Origin of the sequence: Streptomyces sp. NPDC012835, assembly GCF_042900885.1 — a bacterium.
In the GTDB taxonomy this organism is placed as follows: Bacteria; Actinomycetota; Actinomycetes; order Streptomycetales; family Streptomycetaceae; genus Streptomyces.
This window is the reverse complement of sequence record NZ_JBIBBW010000003.1, coordinates 569932-593715: the sequence shown is the minus strand read 5'-3', so window position 1 is coordinate 593715 and position 23784 is coordinate 569932. Positions and strand designations below refer to the sequence as shown.

Sequence of the window (23784 nt, the reverse complement as noted above, 5' to 3'; positions counted from 1 at the left end):
GCCGGATACGTCCCCGCGCGTCCCCGTACGCCCGCGGGCCAGCCCGCCCCGTCGCTCCCCGAGGAACACCGGGGTCACTGCCCGAGAAACACCGGGGTCGCTCCCCGAGGAACACCGGGGTCACTGCCCGAGAAACACCGGGGTCACTCCCCGAGGAACACCGGGTTGGTGAAGGCGGCCAGGGCGCCCGGGAGGGGCGGCGCGGTGGGGGCGTGGCGCACTTCGGCCCGTACATAGGAGGCGTAGGAGGCGGTGGTGCGCCACTCGGCCGTTCCCGTCCCCGTGCCGGGCAGCGTCACGGTGTGCAGGATGCCCTGGTCGGTGACGAAGCGGGCGGTGCGGCCAGGGGCTCCGGTGACCTCCAGCCGTACGGTGACCGGGGCGTCCGGGGCCACGCGCAGCCGCTCGCCGATGCCCGCGTGGCCGCCCCTGCCGCCGGTGGCGGTCAGGGAGAGCGAGACGCGCGCCGACTCCGCGACATAGCTGCGGCCCGCGCGCAGACCGGCGAGGACGGCCTCGCGGGAGAGGTCGTCCGCCAGCACCACCGTCTGCGGGGTGCCGATGGCGTCGGGCTCGCGGTGGGCGTCGCTGCCGCCCATCGCCGGGGTCCACGGGCGCCCCGAACGGGCCGCCGACACCAGCAGGTTGTCCCACTCGGCGAGAGAGACCTCGTCGTCGGGCGTGTACGGGCCGTTCCAGACCTCCACCGCGTCGGCGTCGGCGAAGCCGAACTTCCAGTTGCAGCCGAGGCAGGTGCCGTGCGGGTGCGCCGGGACCACCAGCCCGCCGGCCCGGCGGATCTCGCGGGCGAAGTGGCCGAACCGGTTGTCGCGGGCGCGGTAGCGCCAGTCGACGAAGGTGCCGCCGTCCATCCCGAGGGCCACGACATGGCCGTTGCGGGTGGTGACCTCCTCGCCCGTCAGGATCAGCAGGTCGTCGCCCCACAGGCCCTCCCACGCGCCGTGCGCCGAGGGGGTGTTGTGCTCGCTGGTGTTGATGAAGTCGAGCCCGGCGGCGCGCGCCAGCGCGGCGATCTCGGCGGGGGCGCGCTGCCCGTCGGAGTGCACGGAGTGGATGTGGCAGTCGCCCCGGTACCAGGCCCGCCCGCGCCCCTTGGCGCGCGGGGGCGGATACACGGGCACGGGCGTCCCGCCCGGCGCCGGCGGGCCGAACCTGAGCGTGATCGTCACCTCGTATGCCAGCCCTTCGGGGGCGACGGTGTACGGGCCGAGCGCGATGTGCCAGGTGCCCGCGCCCACCGGGCCGGGGAGGTAGCCGGGGGTGGCCGCGTCCGCCCGCAGGAAGAACTCGGTGCGGGCGCCGCCCGACCAGCCCCGGAACCCCGGACCGCCCAGCCGGGTGCCCCGTTCGTCGAAGATCCCGATGTCGAGGGCGTTGCCCTGGGCGCCCGCCGGGACGGCCGGGCGTTCGTAGGTGTAGGCGACGTGCATCTCGTTGACGCCGGGAGGCACCTCGACGGGCAGATACACGAAGTCGGGGGCGCCGGGCGGCAGCGTGCCGCGCACGGTCCTGGTGCGGGTCCGGTCGCCGGTGCCGCTGTCGCCGGGCCCCTCGGCGCCCGCGGCCGGCGCGGCGTTCGCGAAGCTCACGGTACTCAACGTAAGCGCGGCGGCGGCTCCCGTCACCAGGAGCGTTCGTCTGCCGGGCCCCGCGCTCGCGCGGTCGGTGCGGTCCTTGTCCATGACGGCGGCTCCCGAGGTGCCGTAGGGGATGCGGGTGTCCGGGGCGCGACGGGTGCGGCGCGCACGGCCGCGCCCGTCGCGCCCCGGACTCGTACGGTCCACGCACTCTGCCGCTGACCGGTGAACCGGGGCGCACGGCAGAGGGGTTGCCGGATGACCGAAACACGGCCGGGGCGTCCCGCGCACCCCTACCTGCGAGTAACCAAGGGTTGTACGGTGACAGCCGTCCCACCGCGCCGACGACGGAGACCCCACTCATGCGGATCGCGACCACCATCTTCCTCACCGACGAGACGATCACGCCCGTCCGGCTCGCCCGCGAGCTGGAGGAGCGCGGTTTCGCGGGCCTCTACCTCCCCGAGCACACCCACATCCCCGTCGAGCGGACCAGCCCGTACCCCGCCGGGGGCGAACTGCCCCGCGAATACGGCCGTACGCTCGACCCCTTCGTCGCCCTCGGCCAGGCCGCCGCCGTGACCGAGCGGCTGGCGCTCGGCACCGGCATCACCCTCGTCGCCCAGCACGACCCGATCGACCTGGCCAAGCAGATCGCCACCCTCGACCACCTCTCCGGCGGGCGCTTCACGCTGGGCGTCGGCTTCGGCTGGAACAAGGAGGAGGCCGCCGACCACGGAGTGGAGTGGACGAAGCGGCGCGCGCTCGCCCAGGACCGGCTGGCGCTGATGCGCGCGCTGTGGGCGGACGAACCGACCGCGTACCAGGGCGAGTTCGGCGCGGTACGGGCCAGCCTCGCGTATCCCAAGCCGGTACGCGGCACCCCCCGCGTCCTCATCGGCGGCGCGGCGGGCCCGAAGCTGTTCGCCGGGATCGCCGAGGGCGCCGACGGCTGGCTGCCGATCGGCGGCCGGGGCCTCGCGGAGTCCATCCCGACGCTGCGCGAGGTTTGGACGGCGGCGGGCCGGGCCCCGGGCGACCTCCAGGTCGTGCCGTACGGGGTGGTCCCGAGCGAAGGCAAGCTGGCGCACTACGCGGAGCTGGGGATCGAGGAGCTGGTCGTCATGCTGCCGTCGGCGGGCGAGGCGGAGGTGCTGCGGGCGCTGGACGCGTACGCGGCGTACGTCTGAGCGGGGCGCACGGGCTGCCGTGTCCGCGTGGGCCCGGCCGGCATCCGCACGGCCCGGCCGGCGTCGAGGGCTCGGGAGAGGGCCCGGTGACGTGTCGTGTTCTTGACAGGTGTGGCCGGCCGGGCGAGGGTGTGCCCGGCCGGTTGGCTCGGCCTGCTCAGCGCTTGGTCCTTCAGCACCCCACCGAGAGGCGAGAAGCCGTGTCCAGGGCGAAGTCACCATCGAGAACCTCCCCCTCCGTCCCCCTCGTACTCCTGCTGCCCCTGCTCCTGGCGGCGGCGTTCCTGTACGCCGCGCCGGCCGGTGCCGCACCCGCCGGCGCCGCGTCCCTCGATGCCGGTCAACGCTATGTGGCGCTGGGCAGTTCCTTCGCCGCCGGTCCCGGGATACCGCCCGCCAAGACGGGCAGCGGCGCCATCGCCTGCGGACGGTCCGAGAGCAACTACGCGAGCCAGGTCGCCCGCGCGCGGGGCCTGGACCTGATCGACGCCACATGCAGCGGCGCCACCACCGCCGACATCCTCACCCGGAGCCAGGCGGGCCAGCCGCCGCAGATCGAGGCGGTCACGGCGGACGCGCGGCTCGTCACCGTCACCATCGGCGGCAACGACGTGAACTACCTGGGCAGCCTCGGCGCGTACTCCTGCCAGACGAGCGGTACGTCCACCAGCTGCGGAACCGTCGACCAGGGCGCCATCAACCGGAACCGCGACCGTGTCTCCGGCCTGATCAAGGACGTGCTGGACGCCGTTCGCGCCAGGGCTCCGCAGGCGCGCGTCCTCCTCGTCAACTACCAGACGATCCTGCCCGCGGCCGGCGGCGGCCCCGGTGCCACGCCCTGCCCCGGAGTCCCGCTCACCGACGCCCAGTTGTCCTTCGAGCGCGGCGTCGCCGACCGGCTCGCGGCGGCGACCGCCACCGCCGCGAATCTCGCGGGCGCCACGCTGATCGACATCGCCACCGCGAGCCGGGGCCACGACGCCTGCGCGGGCGACCCGTGGATCGAGAAGTACACGGTGGCCGCCGGGCGGGCGTCGTACCACCCCAAGGAGGCGGGGATGACGGCGATCGCCGGGCTGATCACCGCGGAACTCGCGGGTACGGCGCTGTAGGCCGACCGCACGGCGGCACGGGCGCGCGCGGCGGCGCGGGACACGGCGGCTGAGGCGGCGGGAACCGGCCGAGCGGCGGCACCCGGCCGGTTCCGTGTGCCACCGGCACCCGGCCGGTTCCGTGCGCCAGCGGCACCCGGCCGGTTCCGTGCGGTACCGGCACCTCGACCGCTCCAAACGGGCGCCGGGGATGCCGGGAGGAGAGCTTTGCCACCCCTCGGTGCACCTCCATGATCCCCGCGCGCGCTCGTATGCTCGATTCATGACGAATCAGCAGCCCGGACGGCCGACCGCCAACTCCATGCGCCGCGCTCTCAAGCGCGCCCGTGACGGTGTCGCCCTCGATGTCACCGAGGCCGCCGTACTCCTTCAGGCACGCGGCGACGATCTCGGCGACCTCGCCGCTTCCGCCGCCCGCGTCCGGGACGCGGGGCTGGCGGCGGCGGGCCGGCCGGGGATCATCACGTACTCCCGCAAGGTCTTCATCCCGCTGACCCGGCTGTGCCGGGACAAGTGCCACTACTGCACGTTCGTCACCGTGCCGGGCAAGCTGCGGCGGGCCGGGCACTCGATGTTCCTCTCGCCCGACGAGGTGCTGGAGATCGCCCGCCGCGGCGCGGAGATGGGCTGCAAGGAAGCGCTGTTCACCCTCGGCGACCGGCCGGAGGACCGGTGGCCCGAGGCCAGGGAGTGGCTGGAGGCGGAGGGGTACGACGACACGCTGGCCTATGTCCGGGCCATGGCGATCCGGGTCCTGGAGGAGACCGGGCTGCTGCCCCATCTCAACCCGGGTGTGATGTCGTGGACCGACCTCCAGCGGCTCAAGCCGGTCGCGCCGAGCATGGGCATGATGCTGGAGACCACCGCCACCCGCCTGTGGTCCGAGCCCGGCGGCCCGCACCACGGCTCGCCCGACAAGGAACCCGCCGTCCGGCTGCGGGTGCTGGAGGACGCGGGCCGCTCCAACGTCCCCTTCACCACGGGGGTGCTGATCGGTATCGGGGAGTCCTACGAGGAGCGCGCCGACGCCCTCTTCGAGCTGCGGCGGGTGCAGCGGGCGTACCACGGCGTCCAGGAGGTCATCGTCCAGAACTTCCGCGCCAAGCCGGACACCGCGATGCGCGGCATGCCGGACGCGGAGCTGGAGGAGCTGGCCGCCGCCATCGCCGTCACCCGGCACGTCCTCGGCCCCTCCGCCCGCGTCCAGGCGCCGCCGAATCTGGTGGACGCCGAGTACGCGCTGCTCATCGGCGCGGGCATCGACGACTGGGGCGGCGTCTCGCCGCTGACCCCCGACCACGTCAACCCCGAGCGCCCCTGGCCGCACATCGACGAACTGGCGGCGAAGACCGCCGAGTCCGGCTTCGCGCTGCGCGAACGGCTCACCATCTACCCGGAGTTCATCCAGCGCGGCGAGCCCTGGCTCGACCCGAGGCTGCTGCCGCACGTCCGGGCGCTGGCCGATCCGGCGACCGGACTCGCCCGCGAGGGCGTCAACCCCTCCGGACTGCCCTGGCAGGAGCCCGACGAGGGCTTCACCGCCACCGGCCGCACGGATCTGCACCGCACGATCGACACCGAGGGCCGCACCGGCGACCGGCGCGACGACTTCGACGTGGTCTACGGCGACTGGGAGGCGCTGCGCGAGGCCGCCGCCCCCGGCATGGTGCCGCAGCGCATCGACACGGACGTACGGCAGGCCCTCGGCCAGGCCGCCGACGACCCGACGAAGCTCACCGACGACCAGGCCCTGGCCCTGCTCCACGCCGAAGGCCCGGCGCTCGACGCGCTGACCCGGATCGCCGACGAGCTGCGCCGTGACATGGTCGGCGACGACGTCACGTACATCGTCACGCGCAACATCAACTTCACCAACGTCTGCTACACCGGCTGCCGCTTCTGCGCCTTCGCCCAGCGCCGTACGGACGCCGACGCGTACACCCTCTCCCTCAGCCAGGTCGCGGACCGCGCGGAGCAGGCGTGGGAGGTCGGCGCCACCGAGGTCTGCATGCAGGGCGGCATCCACCCGGACCTGCCCGGTACGGCGTACTTCGACATCGCGCGCGCGGTGAAGGAGCGCGTCCCCGGCATGCATGTGCACGCCTTCTCCCCGATGGAGGTCGTCAATGGCGCCTCGCGCACGGGGCTGTCCATCCGCGAGTGGCTGACGGCCGCCAAGGAGGCCGGACTCGACTCGATCCCCGGCACGGCGGCGGAGATCCTGGACGACGAGGTCCGCTGGATCCTCACCAAGGGCAAGCTGCCCACGGCGACCTGGATCGAGGTCGTCAAGACGGCCCACGAGCTGGGCATCCGCTCCAGCTCCACGATGATGTACGGCCATGTCGACCAGCCCCGCCACTGGCTCGGCCACTTCCGTACGCTCTCCCGCATCCAGCAGGAGACGGGCGGATTCACCGAGTTCGTCACGCTCCCCTTCATCCACACCAACGCCCCCGTCTACCTCGCCGGCATCGCCCGCCCCGGCCCGACCGACCGCGACAACCGCGCGGTGATGGCCATGGCCCGGCTCCTCCTCCACCCGCACATCCCCAACATCCAGACCAGCTGGGTCAAGCTGGGCACCGAGGGCGCCGCCGAGATGCTCCGCTCCGGCGCGAACGACCTGGGCGGCACGCTGATGGAGGAGACCATCTCCCGGATGGCCGGCTCCGGTTACGGCTCGTACCGCTCGGTCAAGGACCTCATCGCCATCGCCGACGCGGCCGGCCGCCCGGCGAAGCCGCGCACGACGCTGTACGGCGAGGTCCCGGAGGAGCGGGTGCGCGCGGCGGAAGCCTCGGACGGGCACCTCCCGGAGCTGCTGCCGGTACTGAGCAACGAGGGGTGAGGGCGCGGCGGGGTAAGTCCGACGTCCCGTGCTCGGCTTCGGACTTACCCCTCGGGAGTGACCCTTGCCCCGGGCGATACGTTCGTCGATTTCCGGGGCCCAGAGCGCTTTCATAGGGTCGTACGTATGACAACACCAGCGCAGAGCGGGCCCGTGCGGCGCCCCGCACCCGTGTCCGGGCGCCTGATGGATGTCGACGCGCTACGTGGCGTCGCGCTGTTGGGCATTCTGATGGTCAACATCCCGTTCTTCGCCAGCGGTTACACCCTGGCCCTGGTGCCCGACCCGGCGCGGGGCGCCTGGCACGACGCACTGGCCGAGGGCGTCATCCGGTTCTTCTTCGAGTCGAAGTTCTATCTGCTGTTCTCGTTCCTCTTCGGCTACAGCTTCACGCTCCAGACCGACTCCGCCGCCGCGCGCGGCGCCGACTTCCGGCCCCGGTTCCTGCGGCGGGTCGGCGCGCTGTTCCTGATCGGTGTGGTCAACGCCGTCCTGCTGTACTACGGCGACATCCTCGTCACGTACGCCGTGCTCGGCCTGGTGCTGTTCCTGATGCGGGGGATCGCGCCGCGCCGGGCGCTGTGGGTGGCGGGGATCGTCACCGGATCGATCGCGCTGGTGCTTCTGGTGCTCGCCGCCCTCCTGGCGCTGGTCGACGGTGCCTCCGCCTCCGCCACCGCCTCGGAACACGCCGCGTCCCTCGCCGAAGGGCGGGCCACCACCGAGGCGATGCGAGGCGGCGTGGCGTCGGTGATCGGCGACCGGGTGTCGGAACTGGGGGCCACCGTGCCGCTGACGCTCTTCTACCAAGGGCCGCTGGCGTTCTCCGCGTTCCTGGTCGGACTGGCCGCCGGCAAGCGGCGGGTGCTCGCCGACACGGCGCCGTACGAACAGCGGCTGAAGCTGATACAGCTCGTCGGATTCCCGGTGGGGCTGGCGGGCTCGGCGTTCCTCACCTTCGGCGGGGACGACAACCTGTTCGCCGGGGCCGCGCACATCCTCACCGCGCCCTTCCTCACCGCCGCGTACGTCGCCACCCTCCTGCGCGTCTTCCGCACCGGGCGCGGTGCGCGGCTGGCCGGGGTGCTCGCGCGGCCCGGACGGATGGCGCTCACCAACTACCTGAGTCAGTCGCTGCTGTGCGTGCTGATCTTCACGGGCATCGGACTCGGCCTCGTCGGCCGGGTGCCGTACGCCGGGGTCATCGGCATCGCGCTGGCGATCTACGGCGTACAACTGGCCTGGAGCGCCTGGTGGCTGCGGCGGTTCCGGATGGGTCCGGTCGAGTGGCTGCTGCGGGCCGCCACGTACCTGGAGCGGCCCGCGCTGCGCGTACGGGACGACACCGCCGCCCGGCCCACGCCGATGTGACGGCGGCGGGGGCCGGCGCCGGCGTGACGCCCCCGCCACCCCACCATCACCCAACCTTTGCACTCCCCGCCGGCGCCCCAAAAGCGACCTCCCGGACGACGGGCCCCCATACCGGATCCGTGATTCCCCGGGCCGCCCGGGAGCATGCTCAACGCCCTGTTCCCCTTCGATTACAGTGCTGCGCAGCCGCTGCGGGGCACAGGGTGAGGGAGGGACGCGTGAGCACACCGTCCGGTGCCGTCTGGGGACGCGTCGAGCAGCAGGACTTCCGTAGCCGGGTGCGCGGCTGTCTGCTCGGCGGCGCCGTGGGCGACGCGCTCGGCGCCGGGGTCTCCACGCTCACGCTCGACGAGATGCGGGCCGCGTACGGCGCCGACGGCGTGGTGGACCTCGTCCCCGCCTACGGACGCAGGGGCGGTGTCACCGCCGCCACGCAGCTCACGCTGTTCACCGTGGACGGGCTGATACGCGCGCAGATCCGCCGGGACACCGGCGCCTGGCATCCGCCCACCGACGTCTGGCGCGCCCATGTCCGCTGGGCCGCCACCCAGCGCCACTGGGGGCCCGATCTGCGCCGCAAGGACACCGGCTGGCTGGCGCGGGAGGAGTGGCTGTACGCGCGCCGGGACCCGACGATCTCCACCCTCACCGGCCTCGGCAACGACGTCATGGGCTCGCTCGACCGGCCGAAGAACCCCATCGCGCGGGACCCCGGCGCGCTCGTGCGGTCCGCGCCGTTCGGGCTGCTGGTCGGCTGGGAGCCGCAGTTGGTGGGCCAGCTGGCCCTGGAGTGCGCGGTGCAGACGCACGGCTCGCCGGGCGCGTACCTCGGGCCCGGCGCCTTCGCCGTGATCGTGCACGCGCTGGCGCGCGGCGAGACGCTGGAGACCGGGGTACGGCGCGCCCTCGCCCTGATCGCGCCGCAACCCGGACACCAGCCCGTCACCGAGGCGCTCCAGCAGGCGCTGGCCGTCGTGCGGCAGGGCGTTCCGGGGCCGGAGACGATCGCGTCGCTGGGGGAGGGGCGCACCGCGGAGTCCGCGCTCGCGGTCGCCGTCTACTGCGCGCTGGTCGCCGAGGACGTACGCCACGGGCTGCGCCTCGCCGTCAACCACGACGGCCCCTCCGCCGCCACCGGCACCCTGTGCGGGGCGCTGCTCGGGGTCCTGCACGGTGAGACGGCCCTGCCGCCCGCCTGGGTGGCGGAGCTGGAGGGCCGGTCCACGATTCTGGAGATCGCCGACGACTTCGCGATGGAGATGACCCAGGGGCGCGCCCTGCACGGCCCGGAGGACACGGTGTCGGGCTGGCTGACGCGCTATCCGCGCGGCTGAGGCCCGTCGCTCCCGTACAGCTGTCCGTACGAGCCGACGGCCCCCCGCCGCGCGCGGGTGGCGCGAGTACGCCGTCAGGCGCCCGGGTCCCGGCGCTCGCCCGCCTCGCGGGCCTTCGTACCGTCCCCCGGCTCCGCCGGCGCGGGCACCCGCGCTGCGTCCGCCGCCGGGCCCGTACCGTTCCCGTCACCTTCCCCGTCGCCCTGCCCGTTGATCCGCGCCAGCAGCACATCGCGCTCCGGGGTGTCCTCCGGTTTGAGGAAGCCGATCACGACGTACAGCACCAGCGACACCGCGAGCGGGACCGAGACCTGGTACTGGAGCGGCACCCCGCCGTCCACACTCCAGTTGATCGGATAGTTGACCAGCCAGAAGGCCAGCAGCCCCAGCGCCCAGCTGATGAGCGCGGCGGTCGGCCCCGACCTGCGGAACGTCTTGAGCAGGCCCAGCATGAACGGGATCGCGATCGGTCCCATCAGCCCGGCCACCCACTTGATCACCACCGTGATGATGTCCTTGAACGCGGGCGAGTTGACCTGGGTCGCGATCGCCATGGACAGCGCGAGGAACGCGATGGTCGACAGCCGTGCCGCCAGCAGCCCCGCCCGCGCCGACCAGCCGCGGGCCGCCCGGGACAGGGTGGGCGCGATGTCCCGGGTGAAGACGGCGGAGATGGCGTTGGCGTCCGAGGAGCACATCGCCATCGTGTGGGAGAAGAAGCCGACGATGACCAGGCCCAGCAGCCCGTGCGGCAGCAGCTGTTCGGTCATCAGCGCGTACGAGTCCGACGCGTCCGGCTTCTGGGCCTTCACCAGCAGCGGCGCGCACCACATCGGGAAGAACAGCACCAGCGGCCAGACGAGCCAGAGGACCGCCGAGAGCCGGGCGGAGCGGGTGGCCTCGCGGGCGCTGGAGGTCGCCATGTAGCGCTGCGCCTGGTTCCACATGCCGCCGTTGTACTCGAAGGTCTTGATGAAGAGGAACGCCAGCAGGAACGTGACGGTGTACGGGCCGGCCGTCGGCTCCGCGTGGCCGTCCGGGAGCCTGTCCCAGACCGTCCACAGCGCGCTGAAGCCGCCGAGCTTGCCCAGGGCGGCGACGAGCATCGCGACGCCGGCGAAGAGCTGGATGACGAACTGGCCGAGTTCGGTGAGGGCGTCGGCCCACAGCCCGCCCACCGTGCAGTAGATGCCGGTGATCACGCCGGTGATGAGGATGCCCTGATTGAGGGAGATCCCGGTGAAGATGGAGAGCAGCGTGGCGATGGCGGCCCATTTGGCGCCGACATCGACGATCTTCAGTAACAGCCCCGACCAGGCGAGGGCCTGCTGGGTTTTCAGGTCGTAGCGGTTCTTGAGATATTCGAGCGGCGACGCGACGTGCAGTCTGGAGCGCAGCCGGTTGAGCCGGGGCGCGAAGAGTTTCGCGCCGATCCCGATTCCGATCGCGATGGGAAGGGACCAGGTGACGAACGAGGTAATTCCGTAGAGATAGGCGATGCCCGCGTATCCGGTGAACATCACCGCGCTGTAGCCGGACATGTGGTGCGAGATGCCCGACAGCCACCAGGGCATCCGGCCGCCCGCGGTGAAGAAGTCGCTGACATTGTCCACGCGTTTGTGCGACCACAGGCCGATCGCGATCATCACACCGAAGTACGCGATGAGCACGGTCCAGTCCAGGCTGTTCATATCCCCTCCTGGGGTTCCGCCTTATGAACATGGGCACTTCGTCCGTGCTCCATCTATCGCCTGGTTCAGCGGTGGGTCAAGGGTGCGGACCATCATGGCCGGTCATGGACCTGAACGAGAGTCACAAAGCCGAACCGCTTTTGCCTGCTCTTGGCGCTCCGGGGGCTTGTCCGGGGGTGGCGCGCGAGTCATGCTCGCGGGCATGGCCGAGCCCCCTCGGCCAGGACGGCGGACCGGTCGAGAGGGCTCTTCTGCGATGCGGGTGAGCGGAGGCGCGGCCTCAGTCGAGTCCGTGGGCGCCCTTGCCCATTTCCTGCACGAACGCGTTCCACGAGGTGGGGACGAAGGAGATCGACGGCCCTTCGGGGACCTTCGAGTCCCGCACGGCGATGGCTTGGACGATGGGGGACCTGACCTCTACGCACGCGCCGTTTCCGCCGGAATACGAGGACTTCGTCCACGTGTCCGTAGCGCCCTGAAGAATTGCCATGTTCGCTCCGGTTCAGCAAGTGAGGTGAAATAGCGCCAACTTCTCGCTGGCATGATCGACGCTACTCGCCTCACTCGATGGGCGGGGCGGTCGTTCACTCGTACTGATGGCTTGTCCCGGCAGAGCCTTCCGCGGGCAGGTGTTGAGGTGTACATTGCCTCCGCCGTTCAGGGCGAAGAGGGATGAATTCGGCATTCCGGTCGAAGGGGTGAGGGGTCATCCCGCCGGCCGCAGTCGGTCCCGGTCGGCACCGATCATTCCCGGCCGACACCGGTCGGCACCCGTCAGCACTGGTAAGCACCGCCTCGGGTGCGGACATCCGCGCGATCTCAGCGAGCGTACTCCTTGATGATTTCCTCGATGAAGGCACGCGTCTGATCGGCATTCAGTGCCTGGGCGCGCAGATGTTCGTACATCACGCTGTACCGCTGAACGTCATTCGCCTTCTCCAGATAGAGATCGCTCGTCACGCCCTCGATGTAGACCACGCTGGAGTCGGCGGCGTCCGGGAATTCGAGGATCGCGTAGTGCCCGGTGATACCCGGATGCGCGCCCATGTCGAAGGGCAGGACCTGCACGGTCACGTGCGGCAGCTGCGACTGCTCGACGAGGTGCTCCAACTGCTCGCGCATCAGCTGCTTGTTGCCGACCACCCGGCGCAGCGTCGCCTCGTCCACCACGGCCCAGAGCCGGAGCGGATTGTCCGGCGTGTTGACGCGGTCCTGGCGGCGCAGCCGCACCCCGACGCGCTTCTCGACGTCCGGAACCGCCGACTCCGGCAGCGCTCCGTTGATCAGCGCCTCCGCGTACGACCGGGTCTGGAGCAGCCCCGGGACGACCTGGGGCTCGTACACGCGCAGCGATGCCGCGTCCGTCTCCAGACCGATGTAGACGCTGTACGGGATGTCGCCGAAGGCGTGCCACCAGCCCTGCTGGCGCGAGTCCTTGGCCATTTGCATGAGCGAGTCGACGATGCGGGTGTCCTCGACCTCGTACACCCCGCAGAGGTCGCGCACGTCACGCTGGCTGATGGAACGGCGGCCGTTCTCCAGCCGGCTGATCTTCGACTGGGAGACCAGCAGACGCTCCGCCACTTCTTCGGCCGTCATGCCTTTGAGTTCGCGAAGCCGCCGCAACTCCTGGCCCAATCGGCGTCGCCTGACGGTGGGATTGACGTTGGACGCCACGGGAAACTGCACCTCCGGCTGCATGGCTGTACGTATCTACTGCTCAGCAGACTGCCACCAAAGGTCCCAACTGCGCTGGGAAATGACCACAGAGGTGAATGCGCCGGTCTGTGCCGTTCGTCGCACGCCGCTTCCCGCGCCCGGGCGCCGGTCCTCGCGCGGGGTTCGCGCCGGTCCCCGTGCCGGCCTTCGTGCCCGCCTTCGTGTCCGCCTCCGTTCCGCATCCTCGCGCGGCCGGGCCGGTGTGGGCCTTCCCGGCCTCTGGAGGGCCCTGGGAGGGCTCTCCGGACGGCCCTGGGAGGGCTCCGGGCCCCACACGCGACGCGCGGGGCGGCCGGACGGGTGTCCGGGCCGCCCCGCGCGTCTGGTGCGGCTCCCGGACCGGGTCTGGGGACTGCGGGTGCGGCGGAACGCGGTGCTGCGGTCGTTCGGTGGTGCGATCAGGCTGCGAAACGGTTGTGCGTTCGTGCGGTGACGCGGACGCCGCCGCGCGCGGGTCGCGCGGTGAGTGCGGCGGCACCCGGTCGTTCAGTGCGCCGCCACGCGGTCCATGCCGCCGCGCTGCGGCTGCATCGGCACGCCTCCCGGTGGCCTGGCGCCGCCCGGAGCGCCCGGGGCGCTCTGGACGGGGTTGTTACGGCGTTGCTGTGCGCCCGCGCCGTTCTGGACGTCCATCACGGCGTGCGCCACGAGGCCGCCCATCGGGTCGTGCCTGATCAGGTCCCGGAGCCGGGAGCGCGATGAGCGCCCCTCGTTCCCGGGGTACAGATGCTTGCCGAGTCCGACCGCGTGGGCCAGCGCGGCGAGCGCCGCGGTCCGCGGGTCCGGCGGGACGCCGGTGCGGATCGCGTTGTCCAGCCGGGACCTGATTTCCCGGCTGATCGCCGTCTCGGTCGCCTGGTAGCGAGTCGTCGGCAGCACTCCGCACATCTGGCCCGCCACGGCATGCACCATGCCGCACCGCTCCAGATGCGAGAGGTAAGTCTGGCGCAGCCCCAGTCGGGGCCCGCCGATCCAATGGACGGCCCGGACCGGACTGCCGCGTCTGCGCAGCAGTTCCAGCGCGGAGTCCAGAGTCGGATCTCCGGTCGGCCGTGGCATCACCACGGCGATACGATCCCCATCAGGGGCTATCCGTCCTGCCAGAGCCAGCTCCACTAGCTGTGCTCCGGCCAGGCCGAGGTCGAGCGACTGCGGCTGCGCTGTGGTACCCGTGGCCGGGTCCAGAGCGAGCAACAGAAGCTCCTCCGGAATTGTTCTGCGGCTCCTGCCCATCCATGCCTCCCCGCGTGGATGAGTGACAGGGTGACCCCTCTCACAATGGTCTGTCGAGGGTGCCTGGGTGCTTTGTGCGGGAACCGTTATGTATGTCGTTCTCGTCTAGCACGTGGGCCGAGGTCCCAGAGCGGGACACTGATAGATGCTTCGGACAGTGCGGTACGTCGGATGACACATGAAGGAGACACGGTGGCGGGCGAGTCCCCCGGTAAGTCGGATCAGCGGAAGTCGTCGGGGGAGACGACCCCGGGAGAACGCGATCCCCGGCTCTCAGTCTTCCGCGATTCGGGGGCGGAGAGGGCCGGAACGGCCGAGAAGGCCGAATCCGGTTCGGGCTCGGGCTCCCTTTCCGGCTTCGGTTCCGGCGCCGGTTCCGCGGTGTCGACAAAGGTCGCGACCGCAAATCGTACGGAGGGGACGGCGGCGGAATCCGCCGAATCCGCCGAGCCCGGCGAGCGCGCCGAGGACACCGCGGAGCCGGAGGCCGGCCCGATAGCGGAGCCCGCGAAGAGTGCGGAGAACGGCGGGGACACCCGGCGCGAGGACACCGCCGAGGGCACTGCCGAGGACGACGCGAAGAACGACGCGAAGAACGACGCGAAGGGCGGGAAGGGCACCGGGGACGCGAAGGGCGGCGCAGCCCCGAAGGACGCAAAGGGCCCCAACGCCCCGAAGGACACCAAGGACCCCAAGGACACCAACGCCCCGAAGGACGCCAAGACTTCGCCGTCGTCCCCGTCCTGGGCGAAGCCCGCCACCGGCGCCTCCGGGACCCCGAAGGCCCGCGAGGCGGCCTCGGGAGACTCAGGAGACTCCGGCAAGGGTGCCTCCAAGGGCGGCGACGGGTCTCAGGGCGCCGACGGGGGCAAGCCGGGCGCCGATACGCCCGACCAGGCCACCGCGGTCTTCAGGGCCCTCCCGAGGCCCGCTGTCGACCAGCCCACCACCGCGCTGAAGATCCCGTCGAACCTCGGGGCGGGGAAGGGCGGCAAGGGCGGCAAGTCGGCGGACGGCAGGTCGACGGACGGCAATACGTCGGACAGCAGGCCGTCCGACAGCGAGTCGGAGGACAGCAAGTCGGAGGACAGCAAGGCCGGAGCCGGCAAGACGGGCAACGGCAGGACCGGCGGCGCCAAGACCGGCGGCGTCAGGTTCGGCAAGAGCGCCGAGACCGGCGGGGCCGGTACCGGTACCGGCCCCGGCACCGGTAAGGCCGGGGCCGGTAAAGCCGAGACCGGCGGGGCCGGCAAGGCCGAGGACCCGGCGGAGCGGACCAGCACCTTCGTCCCCCTGCGCAGGGACGGCGGCCAGGACGCCGCCGCGAAGCCGGCCCCGTCCGGCCCCGTGTCCCCCGTACCGACACCGCCCTCGGAGGCGGGCCCGATCCCCGAGGCCGAGCGCACCCGGCAGCAGCCCATGCCGCCGATGCCGCCGCTCGACCTGCTGGCCGAGCTGACGAACACCCCCGAGACCCCGGTCCGCACGGCCGTCCGGCGGATCAAGATCTGGACGCCGCTGGTCCTGCTCGTCCTGGTCGTGATCGGAGTGGTGCAGGCCGTACGGCCGCTTCCGGCGCCCGAGTTGGTGCTCTCCGCCGCCTCCAGCCACACCTTCGACGGGGACGAGCTGTCGCTGCCGTGGCCCGGTGAGGGGCAGGGCGCCGCCGTGGTCGACGGCGTCGGCCCGATCGGCACCTACGGCGCCCAGAAGCCCGCGCCGATCGCGAGCGTCGCCAAGACGATGACCGCGTACGTGATCCTCAAGGAACACCCGATCAAGGGCGAGCAGACCGGCCCCGCGATCGAGGTCGACAAGAAGGCGGGCGAGGAGGCCGACCGGCCCGACGAGTCGACCGCGCCCATCAAGGAGGGGCAGAAGTACACGGAGAAGCAGATGCTGCAACTCCTGATGATCCCCTCGGGAAACAACGCGGCACGGCTGCTCGCTCGCTGGGACGCCGGGTCGGAGAAGGCGTTCGTCGAGAAGATGAATGCCGCCGCCGAGGAACTCGGCATGGAGAACACGACGTACACGGACCCGAGCGGCCTCGACTCGGCCACCGTCTCCACCCCCGTGGACCAGATCAAACTGGCCAGGGCGGTCATGCGGAACGATATCTTCCGGGACATCGTCAACATGCCGCAGGCCGATATCCCGGGGATCGACAAGACGATCTACAACAACAACACGATTCTGCTGGAGCCCGGAGTGGGCGGAATCAAGACCGGTTCCTCGTCCCCGGCCGGCGGGAATCTCCTCTGGTCAGCGAATACGGTCATCGACGGTAAGACGCATCGCGTTCTCGGCATAGTGATGGGCATACAGAAGGCCGACACCCTCGACGGGAAGCTCACGCTCGCCAAGCAGGAGAGCCTGAAGGTGATACAGGCGGCACAGGCCGGAATCCACTCGTCCACCGTCGTCAAGAAGGGCGATGTCGTCGGATACGTCGACGACGGGCTCGGTACGCATTCCGCGGTGGTCGCCACCAAGGACCTCAAGGCGGTCGGCTGGGGCGGTCTCAAGGTGACGGTCGCCCTGGACGAGGGGCGCGAGTCCGTTCCGCACTCCGCCGAGGCGGGAACCGTGGTGGGCAAGGTGAGCGCCGGCGGGGTGTCCGTCCCGGTGGCGCTCCAGTCCGCGCTGGCGGAGCCGGGTCTCGGCGCGAAGCTGACGCGTCTGGGCTGACGGTGACGCGTCCGGGCTGACAGGCAGCCTCACGCGTGTGTGCCCGCCGGTGCTTCCGGCGGGCACACACGCGTTTTACGGGAGTCCCCACGACCGAAATCACTCCATGGAGTCGTTCGAATACCATGCGAATTCGAGCCGCTCATACGTGCCACGCGTGCTAGCGTCGCGAAACGGACATCTGCCCGTCGCCGCCCGGGCGACGCCGGGGCAACCGCCGGACGCGGGACGGCGTCCCAGGAGGTGCCGGGGACCCGGCCCGCCGGGCGGACGACGGTGAGACGGGGAGACGGAGAGCCGCAGTGACCACCGCTGAGCCGACGCGCGCCGACAGCACGCCCGAGGGGCGGGCCGTCGACACCGGCCCGCGAATAGAGGCACCCGCGTCGGGGCCGGGCGGCGGTGAGCCGCCGCGCGACGGCAGCGCGGGCCCGCGCTCCCGGCTCGGCGAGCGTCTCCGTACCCGCTGCGAGCCCGCCCGGCGCCGGGTGCTGCGGCACCCGGTCCTGTTCACCGCCCTCGTCGCCGCCGCCGTCCACGTGCTGTGGTTCTTCTTCTTCGCCAACAGCGGCGGCGACATCGCGGCCCAGGACGCGTGGGCCGAGTTCGTCGGCCGGCACCCCGACTCCGCGTACAACCTCGCCTGGTACGGCGGGATGCACCCCGTCTCGTACAGCGTGGTCTCGCCGTATCTGATGTCGGTCCTCGGCGTGCGGACGACGATGATGGTCGCCGGGACGGTGGGCGCCGCCCTGACCTCGCTGATCCTGGTGCGGGTCCGTGCCGTCCGCAACCCGGTGGCCTGCTCGATGGCCGGGGTCTTCGCGTACCTGTGCAACGCCCTGTCGGGGCGCGTGACGTTCGGACTCGGCGTGATGTTCGCGGTCGCCGCGGTCGCCTCGGTGTTCTGCTGGCCGTACCGCTGGCGTGAGAAGCGCTGGCTGAAGGGCGTCGCGGCGGCTCCGCTGGCCGCTCTCGCGACGGCGGCGAGTCCGGTGGCCGGGCTGTTCCTCGGGGTGATCGCCGCCGCGCTGTTCCTCAACAAGCGCCGCCCCGGCGCGTACGCCCTCGGCCTCGCGCCGGCGGCCGTCGTCGCGCTCTCGGCGTGGCTGTTCCCCTTCTCCGGGACCCAGCCGATGTCGGTGGGGACGGCCTCGCTGCCGTTCCTCTTCTCGGTGTTCGTGGTCGTGCTGGTCCCCGGGGAGTGGCGTACGGTCCGGGTCGCGGCGGCCGTCTACGGCGCCGGGGTGCTCCTCACGTACGTCGTCGACTCGCAGATCGGGTCCAACGTCTCCCGGCTCGCGATGATCATCGGCGGGGTGGTGCTGCTCGCGGCCCTCCCGTACACGGCGCCGCGCTCCTGGCGCTGGTACGCCCTGGTCCTCGCCTTCGTGGGGCTCAACTTCTGGATCGGCTTCAAAGGCGTCGACGACATCGTCCGCACCGCGCCCGCCGCCTCCTGGACGCGCGAGCTGGCGCCGCTGGTCAACCAGTTGCAGCGGGTGGGGGCCGAGAAGGGCCGGGTGGAGGTCGTCCCGGCCAGCAGCCACCGCGAGGCGTCGGCGCTCGCTCCGTACGTCAATCTCGCCCGTGGCTGGAACCGGCAGGCTGACATGGAGCGCAACCCCCTCTTCTACGACGACACCCTGACCTCCGACAGCTACCGGGGCTGGCTCGACCGCTGGGCCGTGCACTACGTGGTGCTGCCGCAGGGCCGGCCCGACGCGGGCGCGGGCCTGGAGGCGCAGCTCGTGGAGGAGGGACAGCCGTATCTGGAGCGCCTGTGGGGGGACTCCAACTGGCAGCTGTTCGCGGTGAAGGACCCGATGCCGCTGGCCGACCCGCCCGCGACGGTGGACCGCGCGGGCGCGGGCGAGCTGACGATCCACGTGAAGTCGGCGGGGCGGGTGCTGATCCGTATCCCGTACTCGCCGTGGCTCGGCCTGGTCGACGAGGAGGGCAAGAGCGTGCTGCCGCCGAAGGAGACGGCGGCGTCGAAGGCCGATCCGGAGAGTCCGAAGGTGTTCGTCAACCCCAACGGCTGTCTGCGGAAGGCCGAGGCGAACGTCGAGGGCGACGAATGGACGGAGCTGCTGGCGCCCCGTCCGGGGGTGTACCGGCTGGCCGCCCCGTACCAGCTGCCGCGTGGTACCGGGTGTCCGGAGGAGCTGGACTGACAACACCCGCTGAGGCGGGTGGAGTTGAGCTGGGCCGGGGCCGGTCCGGCGCACCGGGGAGACGAAGGGTCGGCCGAGAGGCAAGCCAAACGGTCAATCGGGCCCTTCCGCTGCCGAGTGACCGCGCGATCCCCCATAGTGAAGCGATATGAGGTGTGAACGGTGCGGGAGTGGCCGGGGAGATGCGCCGCCGGGGACGGGCAGCCCTGGGACGACGCCGACGACACCCGCTCGTGGAACGACGCCGGTGCCGCGCGGGCGGCCTGGACGGGCCTGGAGGCGCGGTCGGGCACCGCACCGGGGATGATCGCGGGTACGTTCCCGAGCACCGCGCCCCTGGGCGGCGCGACGGCCGGATCGGCGCACCACGAGATACCCGAGGAGATACCGGGCCGGCCGATGGACAGGGCCTTCGGGCGGACGCCGCCGGGCGGGGGCGGAACAGGCGGGGACGCGGAGCTGCCCGGGGGCGCGGGCTTCGCCGGGGATACGGACTTACCCCGGAGCGCGGACTTCGCCGGGGACACGGACCTGTCCCGAGGTGCCGCCTTCTCCCGAGGTGCCGCCTTCTCCCGGGGCACGGACTTCTCCGGGGGCACGGGCTTCTCCCAAGGGCGTGAGTACGGCGCGACGCGCTCGCGCAGACGCCTGGTCGTCACGGTCGCGGTGCTGGCTCTCGGCTGCCTCGGGGCGACGGTCGCGGTGGTCGGCGGTGGGGGCGGCGATTCCACGGAGAACAACGCGGGCCCGGGGGTACCGACCGGGCCGGATGTACCGACCGGGCCGGGCGCGCCCCAACTGCCGGGGCTCGGCGGCGGCGGAGGCGCGCGGGAGAGCCAGGACCCGGGCGCGGGCGCCGGTACGGGCAGCGCCACCGGTCCGGGTACGGGCGGCCCCTCCGACGACCCGTCCGGGCGGCCCGGCACGGGAGCGGACCGGGACACCGGGGCGGGTGCGGACGGCTCAGGTCCCTCGGGAGCCGCGTACCCCGGTTGGGCGGGCCCCGGCTGCACCACCGGCGAGTACCGCGAACACGGCCGCGTGGAGAACGGCGACGCGGCCTGGTACACCGTCACATCCGGTGGCTACAAGGGTAGTTCGTGCGACGGGAGCTTCTCCGCCGTCCCGATGTCCGGCAGTCCGGAGCGGGACGGTCGCTCCACGGCGACCTGGTCCTGGCCGCTCGACACGTCGTACGAGAAGTGTGCCGTGGCCGTCTACGTACCCGACAGCGGGCGCCCCCGCGATGTGGCGGGCGCCCCGACCGTCTACCGCGTGCTCAAGGACCCCTCGGACAGCACGACCGGCTACGGCGGCTTCGCCGTGCGCCAGACCCGGCACCGGGGCAGCCTGGTGAACGTGGGCAGCTACAAGGTCCGCGGCGACACGTTCGCGGTCCAAATGGTCGACCGGGGGCTGGACTTCGGCAGCGACGAGCGTTTCGGCGCCCACCACGCGGCGGCGCAGCTGAGGATCGACTGCGACTGAGCGAGGGGTGTGGCGCGGCGGTCGGGCCCGCCGCGCCACGGGTGCGCTGTCGCCGGGTGGTGCGGGTGGTGTGGACGGGTTCCGGGATGTTCCGGTGTGTTACCGGCTGCCGGGTGTTACGGGGTCAGCTGGGGGTGCAGGAGACGGTGGGCCAGGTCCAGGTGCCGTTGGATTGGATGGTGACGCCGAAGGTGTTGCCGTTGCCGTTGGGTTTGGCGGTGAGGGTCTGGGCGTTGGGGTAGGTGGCGTTGATGTTCCAGGTGGAGAGGATCTTCTCGGGGGCGGGGATGTTCATGGTGACGGTCCAGGTGTTGGAGCCGGTGACCGAGACGTTGAGGTTGTAGCGGTCGCTCCACTGCTGCCCGGCGGAGAGGGTCGCGGTGCAGCTGCCACCACCTCCGCCACCGCCGTCGCCACCGCCGCCGCTGTCGGTGGGGGCCACGGCGCGCCCGGTCTGCGGCGAGATCATGCCGGCGCACAGGCCGCGGCTCGCCAGTCCCTGCGCGATGCGCGGGATCGCGGCGAGGGTGTTGGCGGGCCAGTCGTGCATCAGGATGATCTGGCCGTTGGTGAGCCGGGCGTTGGCCTGCACGATCGCGTCCGCACTGGCGCCGTTCCAGTCCTGCGAGTCGACGTCCCAGATGATCTCGGTCAGGCCGTAGGCGCTCTCGACGGCCTTGACCGTCGAGTTGGTCTCGCCGTAGGGCGGGCGGAACAGCTTCGGCGTGCCGCCGCCCGCGTTCGCGATCGCCTGCTGGGTCCGGGATATCTCCGAGTCGATCTGCGACTGGCTCAACTGGGTGAGATGCGGGTGGGTGTAGCTGTGGTTGGCGACCCACATGCCGGCGTCCACCTGGGCCCGGACCTGGGCCGGCAGGGCGGCGGCGTACTGGCCCTGGTTGAACATCGTGGCCCGCAGCCCGTTCTGCTTGAGGGCGTTGAGCAGGCTCGGCGTGCTGCCGGCCGGGCCGTCGTCGAAGGTGAGCCCGACGTACCCGTTGCAGGCGGCGGCGTGCGAGGGGGTGGCGTCGGCGGCGAAGGTGACGGTGCCGGCGGCGGTCATCGCGGCGACGGCCAGTCCTGTGACGAGGGAGCGTAACGACAGTTTCCGTTTGATGCGCATGCGGGTGGGGTCTCCTTGTGGCGGGGATACGACCGTGGTCGGCTGACGTTCCCGGGCGTTACGGATTGTTGCGGAGTGTTACGGGGTCAGCTGGGGGTGCAGGAGACGGTGGGCCAGGTCCAGGTGCCGTTGGATTGGATGGTGACGCCGAAGGTGTTGCCGTTGCCGTTGGGTTTGGCGGTGAGCGTTTGGGCGTTGGGATAGGTGGCGTTGATGTTCCAGGTGGAGAGGATCTTCTCCGGGGCGGGGATGTTCATGGTCACGGTCCAGGTGCTGGAGCCGGAGACGGCCACATTGAGGTTGTAGCGGTCGCTCCACTGCTGCCCGGCGGAGAGGGTCGCGGTGCAGCTGCCACCGCCTCCGCCTCCGCCGCCGTCGCCACCGCCGCCCCCGGCGGAGTCCAGTGTGATGTTGGAGTTCCCGCTGCTCTGGTAACCCTCCGTCGCGAGGATCATGTAGTTGAAGGTGCCCATGTTCATCCCGTGACTGGCCCACGCGTCGAAGTGGTTGCCGGTGGTGATGGTGCCGCCCGTGCGCTTCGACTGCCGGACGCTCCAGTACTGGTTGAACGTCTTGATGCCCTCGATGGAGGGGGCGTTGTACCGCGTCGTCTGGTAGATGTCGTACGTACCGCCGTCGCTGGTGACGGTGCCCTTGAACGTACCGGTGGGCCGGTAGGTGCCCCAGTTGTCGACGATGTAGTACTCGACAAGCGGGTTCGTCGTCCACCCGTAGAGGGCCAAGTACGCGTTGCCGGACGGGTTGAAGGTGCCGGAGTAGGTCACGCTGCGGCGGCCACCGGTGCTCCAGCCCTTGCCCGCGACGAAGTTGCCGCTGTTGCTCCACGACGTCCCGTAGTTGCCGGCTGACCCGAGGTTCATCGAGGTCGATCCGCCGCCGTCGGTCCAGAACGAGTAGAAGTAGCCGTTGTTGGTGCCGGTCTGGTTCGTCGTGACGACGGTGTCGGCGTGCGCCGTACCGGCCAGCGCCACCGAGGCGGCGGCGACCATGACCATGGCGCAGGCGGCGCTGATGAGCAACCGGAGGCGGCTGAGCAGCCGGAGAGGGGCGAGCCTGCGGCTCGTCGGGGGTGCGGGTGCGTTGTTCATGTGCGTATTTCCTCCTCGTCCTCGTGAGGCGGATCGCGGTAGGGACCCGGTCGGCGGTGGCTGGCTGAGCCTGCCGACGGCGACAGTGTTGATCTGGCCCCGTCAAGTGTCAATAGTTTCGGTAATGATCGCGAAACATTCCATCGTCGATGGATCTTGAGCAATGGATAAAAGGCTGACCAATGGCCATTCAGTGCCGACGGATTGAAGGTAATCGCCGATCCCTCGAACGAGAGATCAACGTCGGTGAACCCAACCGGCCGAAACTTTCGAAGTATTCGCGCGAACGCGATTTCCCGTGGAGCTCTCACGCGGGGGCATCCCGAACGGGTCGCGCGCCCCTTGCCCAGCCGCCCGACGCGACGGCCCGAGCGCGGAAACGCCGCCCCGCTCCCCACGTCCCGGCCGCCCTACGCCGTTCAGCCGCCGTGCGGAGGGCGACGCCACCCTGCGGGCGGCTGCCTCACGGAGAAGCCGCGATCTTCACGGGCGTGGGCGGCTGCTCGGGACGTGCTGACTCCGCGGTGAGCGGTGTTCTTCTGTAGGGAGGGGGCGCGTAGGGAGGGGTCGCGCCGCGTTCAACGCCCACCCGTAATGACGCCATGATCGTTTAGGGGGAATTCAGGAGGTGCGGCTCGGTACTGCCGACGTAATCGCAAGGTTCCCCCAGCGCACTCCCAGCGTCCGAAACGACGGAGGCCCAAGTCGGAACCCGCTCCGACCTGGGCCTTCTCCGGCATCTCGCCTGGTCAAACTGTGCCCCCGGCAGGATTCGAACCTGCGACACCCGCTTTAGGAGAGCGGTGCTCTATCCCCTGAGCTACGAAGGCGGGCCTTGCGCGAAGCGAGAAGGAATACGTTGAGTGGTAATCCATCTCGTGTGACCAAGGTCCTGGACTGCCGCTGAGGTCAGCCCAGGACAGCGTAGCGGATGGCGTGGGGGTAGCGGTGCGGTGGTCCTCTGCGCGAACGCAGGGGGCAGCCGGACTCTTCGCCGGAGCGGTCGCGCACGGTCCCGGTGGAGCGGGCGCGGCCGGTGGTGTTGTCGGGTCCACCTGACCCAGCGCCCCGCACACAGTGGACCGGCCCGGCGGACC

At 71.4% G+C, this 23784-nt stretch carries 15 protein-coding genes and 1 tRNA gene; 8 read left to right on the top strand and 8 right to left on the bottom strand.

The genetic code is table 11. The features are described 5' to 3' along the window. Positions 1 to 143: 143 nt before the first annotated feature. The gene (locus tag ACFY6S_RS15845) at positions 144 to 1703 is read right to left on the bottom strand and encodes a CehA/McbA family metallohydrolase (RefSeq protein ID WP_388817996.1); all 1560 of its coding nucleotides are present in this window, start codon (positions 1701 to 1703) and stop codon (positions 144 to 146) included. A gap of 257 nt (positions 1704 to 1960) precedes the next feature. On the opposite strand from ACFY6S_RS15845, the gene ACFY6S_RS15840 reads away from it, so the two are divergent. The 5 genes from ACFY6S_RS15840 (at position 1961) to ACFY6S_RS15820 (ending at position 9456) form a co-directional block, all read left to right on the top strand. Next, complete coding sequence (locus tag ACFY6S_RS15840) at positions 1961 to 2788, top strand: LLM class F420-dependent oxidoreductase (RefSeq protein ID WP_388816547.1); 828 nt, start codon at positions 1961 to 1963, stop codon at positions 2786 to 2788. A gap of 200 nt (positions 2789 to 2988) precedes the next feature. Next, positions 2989 to 3900 (top strand): SGNH/GDSL hydrolase family protein, encoded by a 912-nt coding sequence (locus tag ACFY6S_RS15835; RefSeq protein WP_388816544.1) that lies wholly within the window; start codon positions 2989 to 2991, stop codon positions 3898 to 3900. A 262-nt stretch (positions 3901 to 4162) separates the two neighbouring features. Then, positions 4163 to 6751, top strand: coding sequence for a bifunctional FO biosynthesis protein CofGH (locus tag ACFY6S_RS15830; protein WP_388816542.1), 2589 nt, complete (start codon positions 4163 to 4165; stop codon positions 6749 to 6751). Positions 6752 to 6877: 126 nt separating this feature from the next. After that, entirely contained in the window at positions 6878 to 8122 is a 1245-nt protein-coding gene (locus ACFY6S_RS15825) for a DUF418 domain-containing protein (RefSeq protein WP_388816539.1), read from the top strand. A 218-nt stretch (positions 8123 to 8340) separates the two neighbouring features. Continuing rightward, a complete protein-coding gene (locus ACFY6S_RS15820) occupies positions 8341 to 9456 on the top strand; it encodes an ADP-ribosylglycohydrolase family protein (RefSeq protein WP_388816537.1) in 1116 nt (371 codons plus the stop codon). Positions 9457 to 9530: 74 nt separating this feature from the next. Here the strand turns inward: ACFY6S_RS15820 and ACFY6S_RS15815 are convergent, their stop codons facing one another. The 4 genes from ACFY6S_RS15815 to ACFY6S_RS15800 all read right to left on the bottom strand — a co-directional run bounded on the left by ACFY6S_RS15815 (position 9531) and on the right by ACFY6S_RS15800 (position 14099). Beyond that, the gene (locus ACFY6S_RS15815; RefSeq protein ID WP_388816534.1) at positions 9531 to 11147 is read right to left on the bottom strand and encodes a sodium:solute symporter family protein; all 1617 of its coding nucleotides are present in this window, start codon (positions 11145 to 11147) and stop codon (positions 9531 to 9533) included. 280 nt (positions 11148 to 11427) lie between these two features. Then, positions 11428 to 11637, bottom strand: coding sequence for a DUF397 domain-containing protein (locus ACFY6S_RS15810; protein ID WP_388816531.1), 210 nt, complete (start codon positions 11635 to 11637; stop codon positions 11428 to 11430). 329 nt (positions 11638 to 11966) lie between these two features. After that, entirely contained in the window at positions 11967 to 12824 is an 858-nt protein-coding gene (locus ACFY6S_RS15805) for a helix-turn-helix domain-containing protein (RefSeq protein ID WP_388816528.1), read from the bottom strand. 528 nt (positions 12825 to 13352) lie between these two features. Beyond that, positions 13353 to 14099, bottom strand: coding sequence for a GPP34 family phosphoprotein (locus ACFY6S_RS15800; protein WP_388816525.1), 747 nt, complete (start codon positions 14097 to 14099; stop codon positions 13353 to 13355). A gap of 381 nt (positions 14100 to 14480) precedes the next feature. On the opposite strand from ACFY6S_RS15800, the gene ACFY6S_RS15795 reads away from it, so the two are divergent. The 3 genes from ACFY6S_RS15795 (at position 14481) to ACFY6S_RS15785 (ending at position 20455) form a co-directional block, all read left to right on the top strand. Continuing rightward, on the top strand, positions 14481 to 16790 hold the full coding sequence (locus ACFY6S_RS15795; protein ID WP_388816522.1) for a serine hydrolase: 2310 nt from the start codon (positions 14481 to 14483) through the stop codon (positions 16788 to 16790). Between the two features lie 302 nt (positions 16791 to 17092). Then, positions 17093 to 18967 (top strand): MFS transporter, encoded by a 1875-nt coding sequence (locus ACFY6S_RS15790; protein WP_388816518.1) that lies wholly within the window; start codon positions 17093 to 17095, stop codon positions 18965 to 18967. A 162-nt stretch (positions 18968 to 19129) separates the two neighbouring features. Then, positions 19130 to 20455: a hypothetical protein gene (locus tag ACFY6S_RS15785; protein WP_388816515.1), complete on the top strand. Its 1326-nt coding sequence runs from the start codon at positions 19130 to 19132 to the stop codon at positions 20453 to 20455. A gap of 124 nt (positions 20456 to 20579) precedes the next feature. On the opposite strand, the gene ACFY6S_RS15780 is transcribed toward ACFY6S_RS15785, so the two are convergent. The 3 genes from ACFY6S_RS15780 to ACFY6S_RS15770 all read right to left on the bottom strand — a co-directional run bounded on the left by ACFY6S_RS15780 (position 20580) and on the right by ACFY6S_RS15770 (position 23517). Continuing rightward, entirely contained in the window at positions 20580 to 21578 is a 999-nt protein-coding gene (locus ACFY6S_RS15780) for a polysaccharide deacetylase family protein (protein WP_388816512.1), read from the bottom strand. A gap of 86 nt (positions 21579 to 21664) precedes the next feature. Then, the gene (locus ACFY6S_RS15775; protein ID WP_388816509.1) at positions 21665 to 22687 is read right to left on the bottom strand and encodes a glycoside hydrolase family 11 protein; all 1023 of its coding nucleotides are present in this window, start codon (positions 22685 to 22687) and stop codon (positions 21665 to 21667) included. A gap of 757 nt (positions 22688 to 23444) precedes the next feature. After that, positions 23445 to 23517 (bottom strand) — tRNA-Arg (locus ACFY6S_RS15770). Positions 23518 to 23784: the final 267 nt, after the last annotated feature.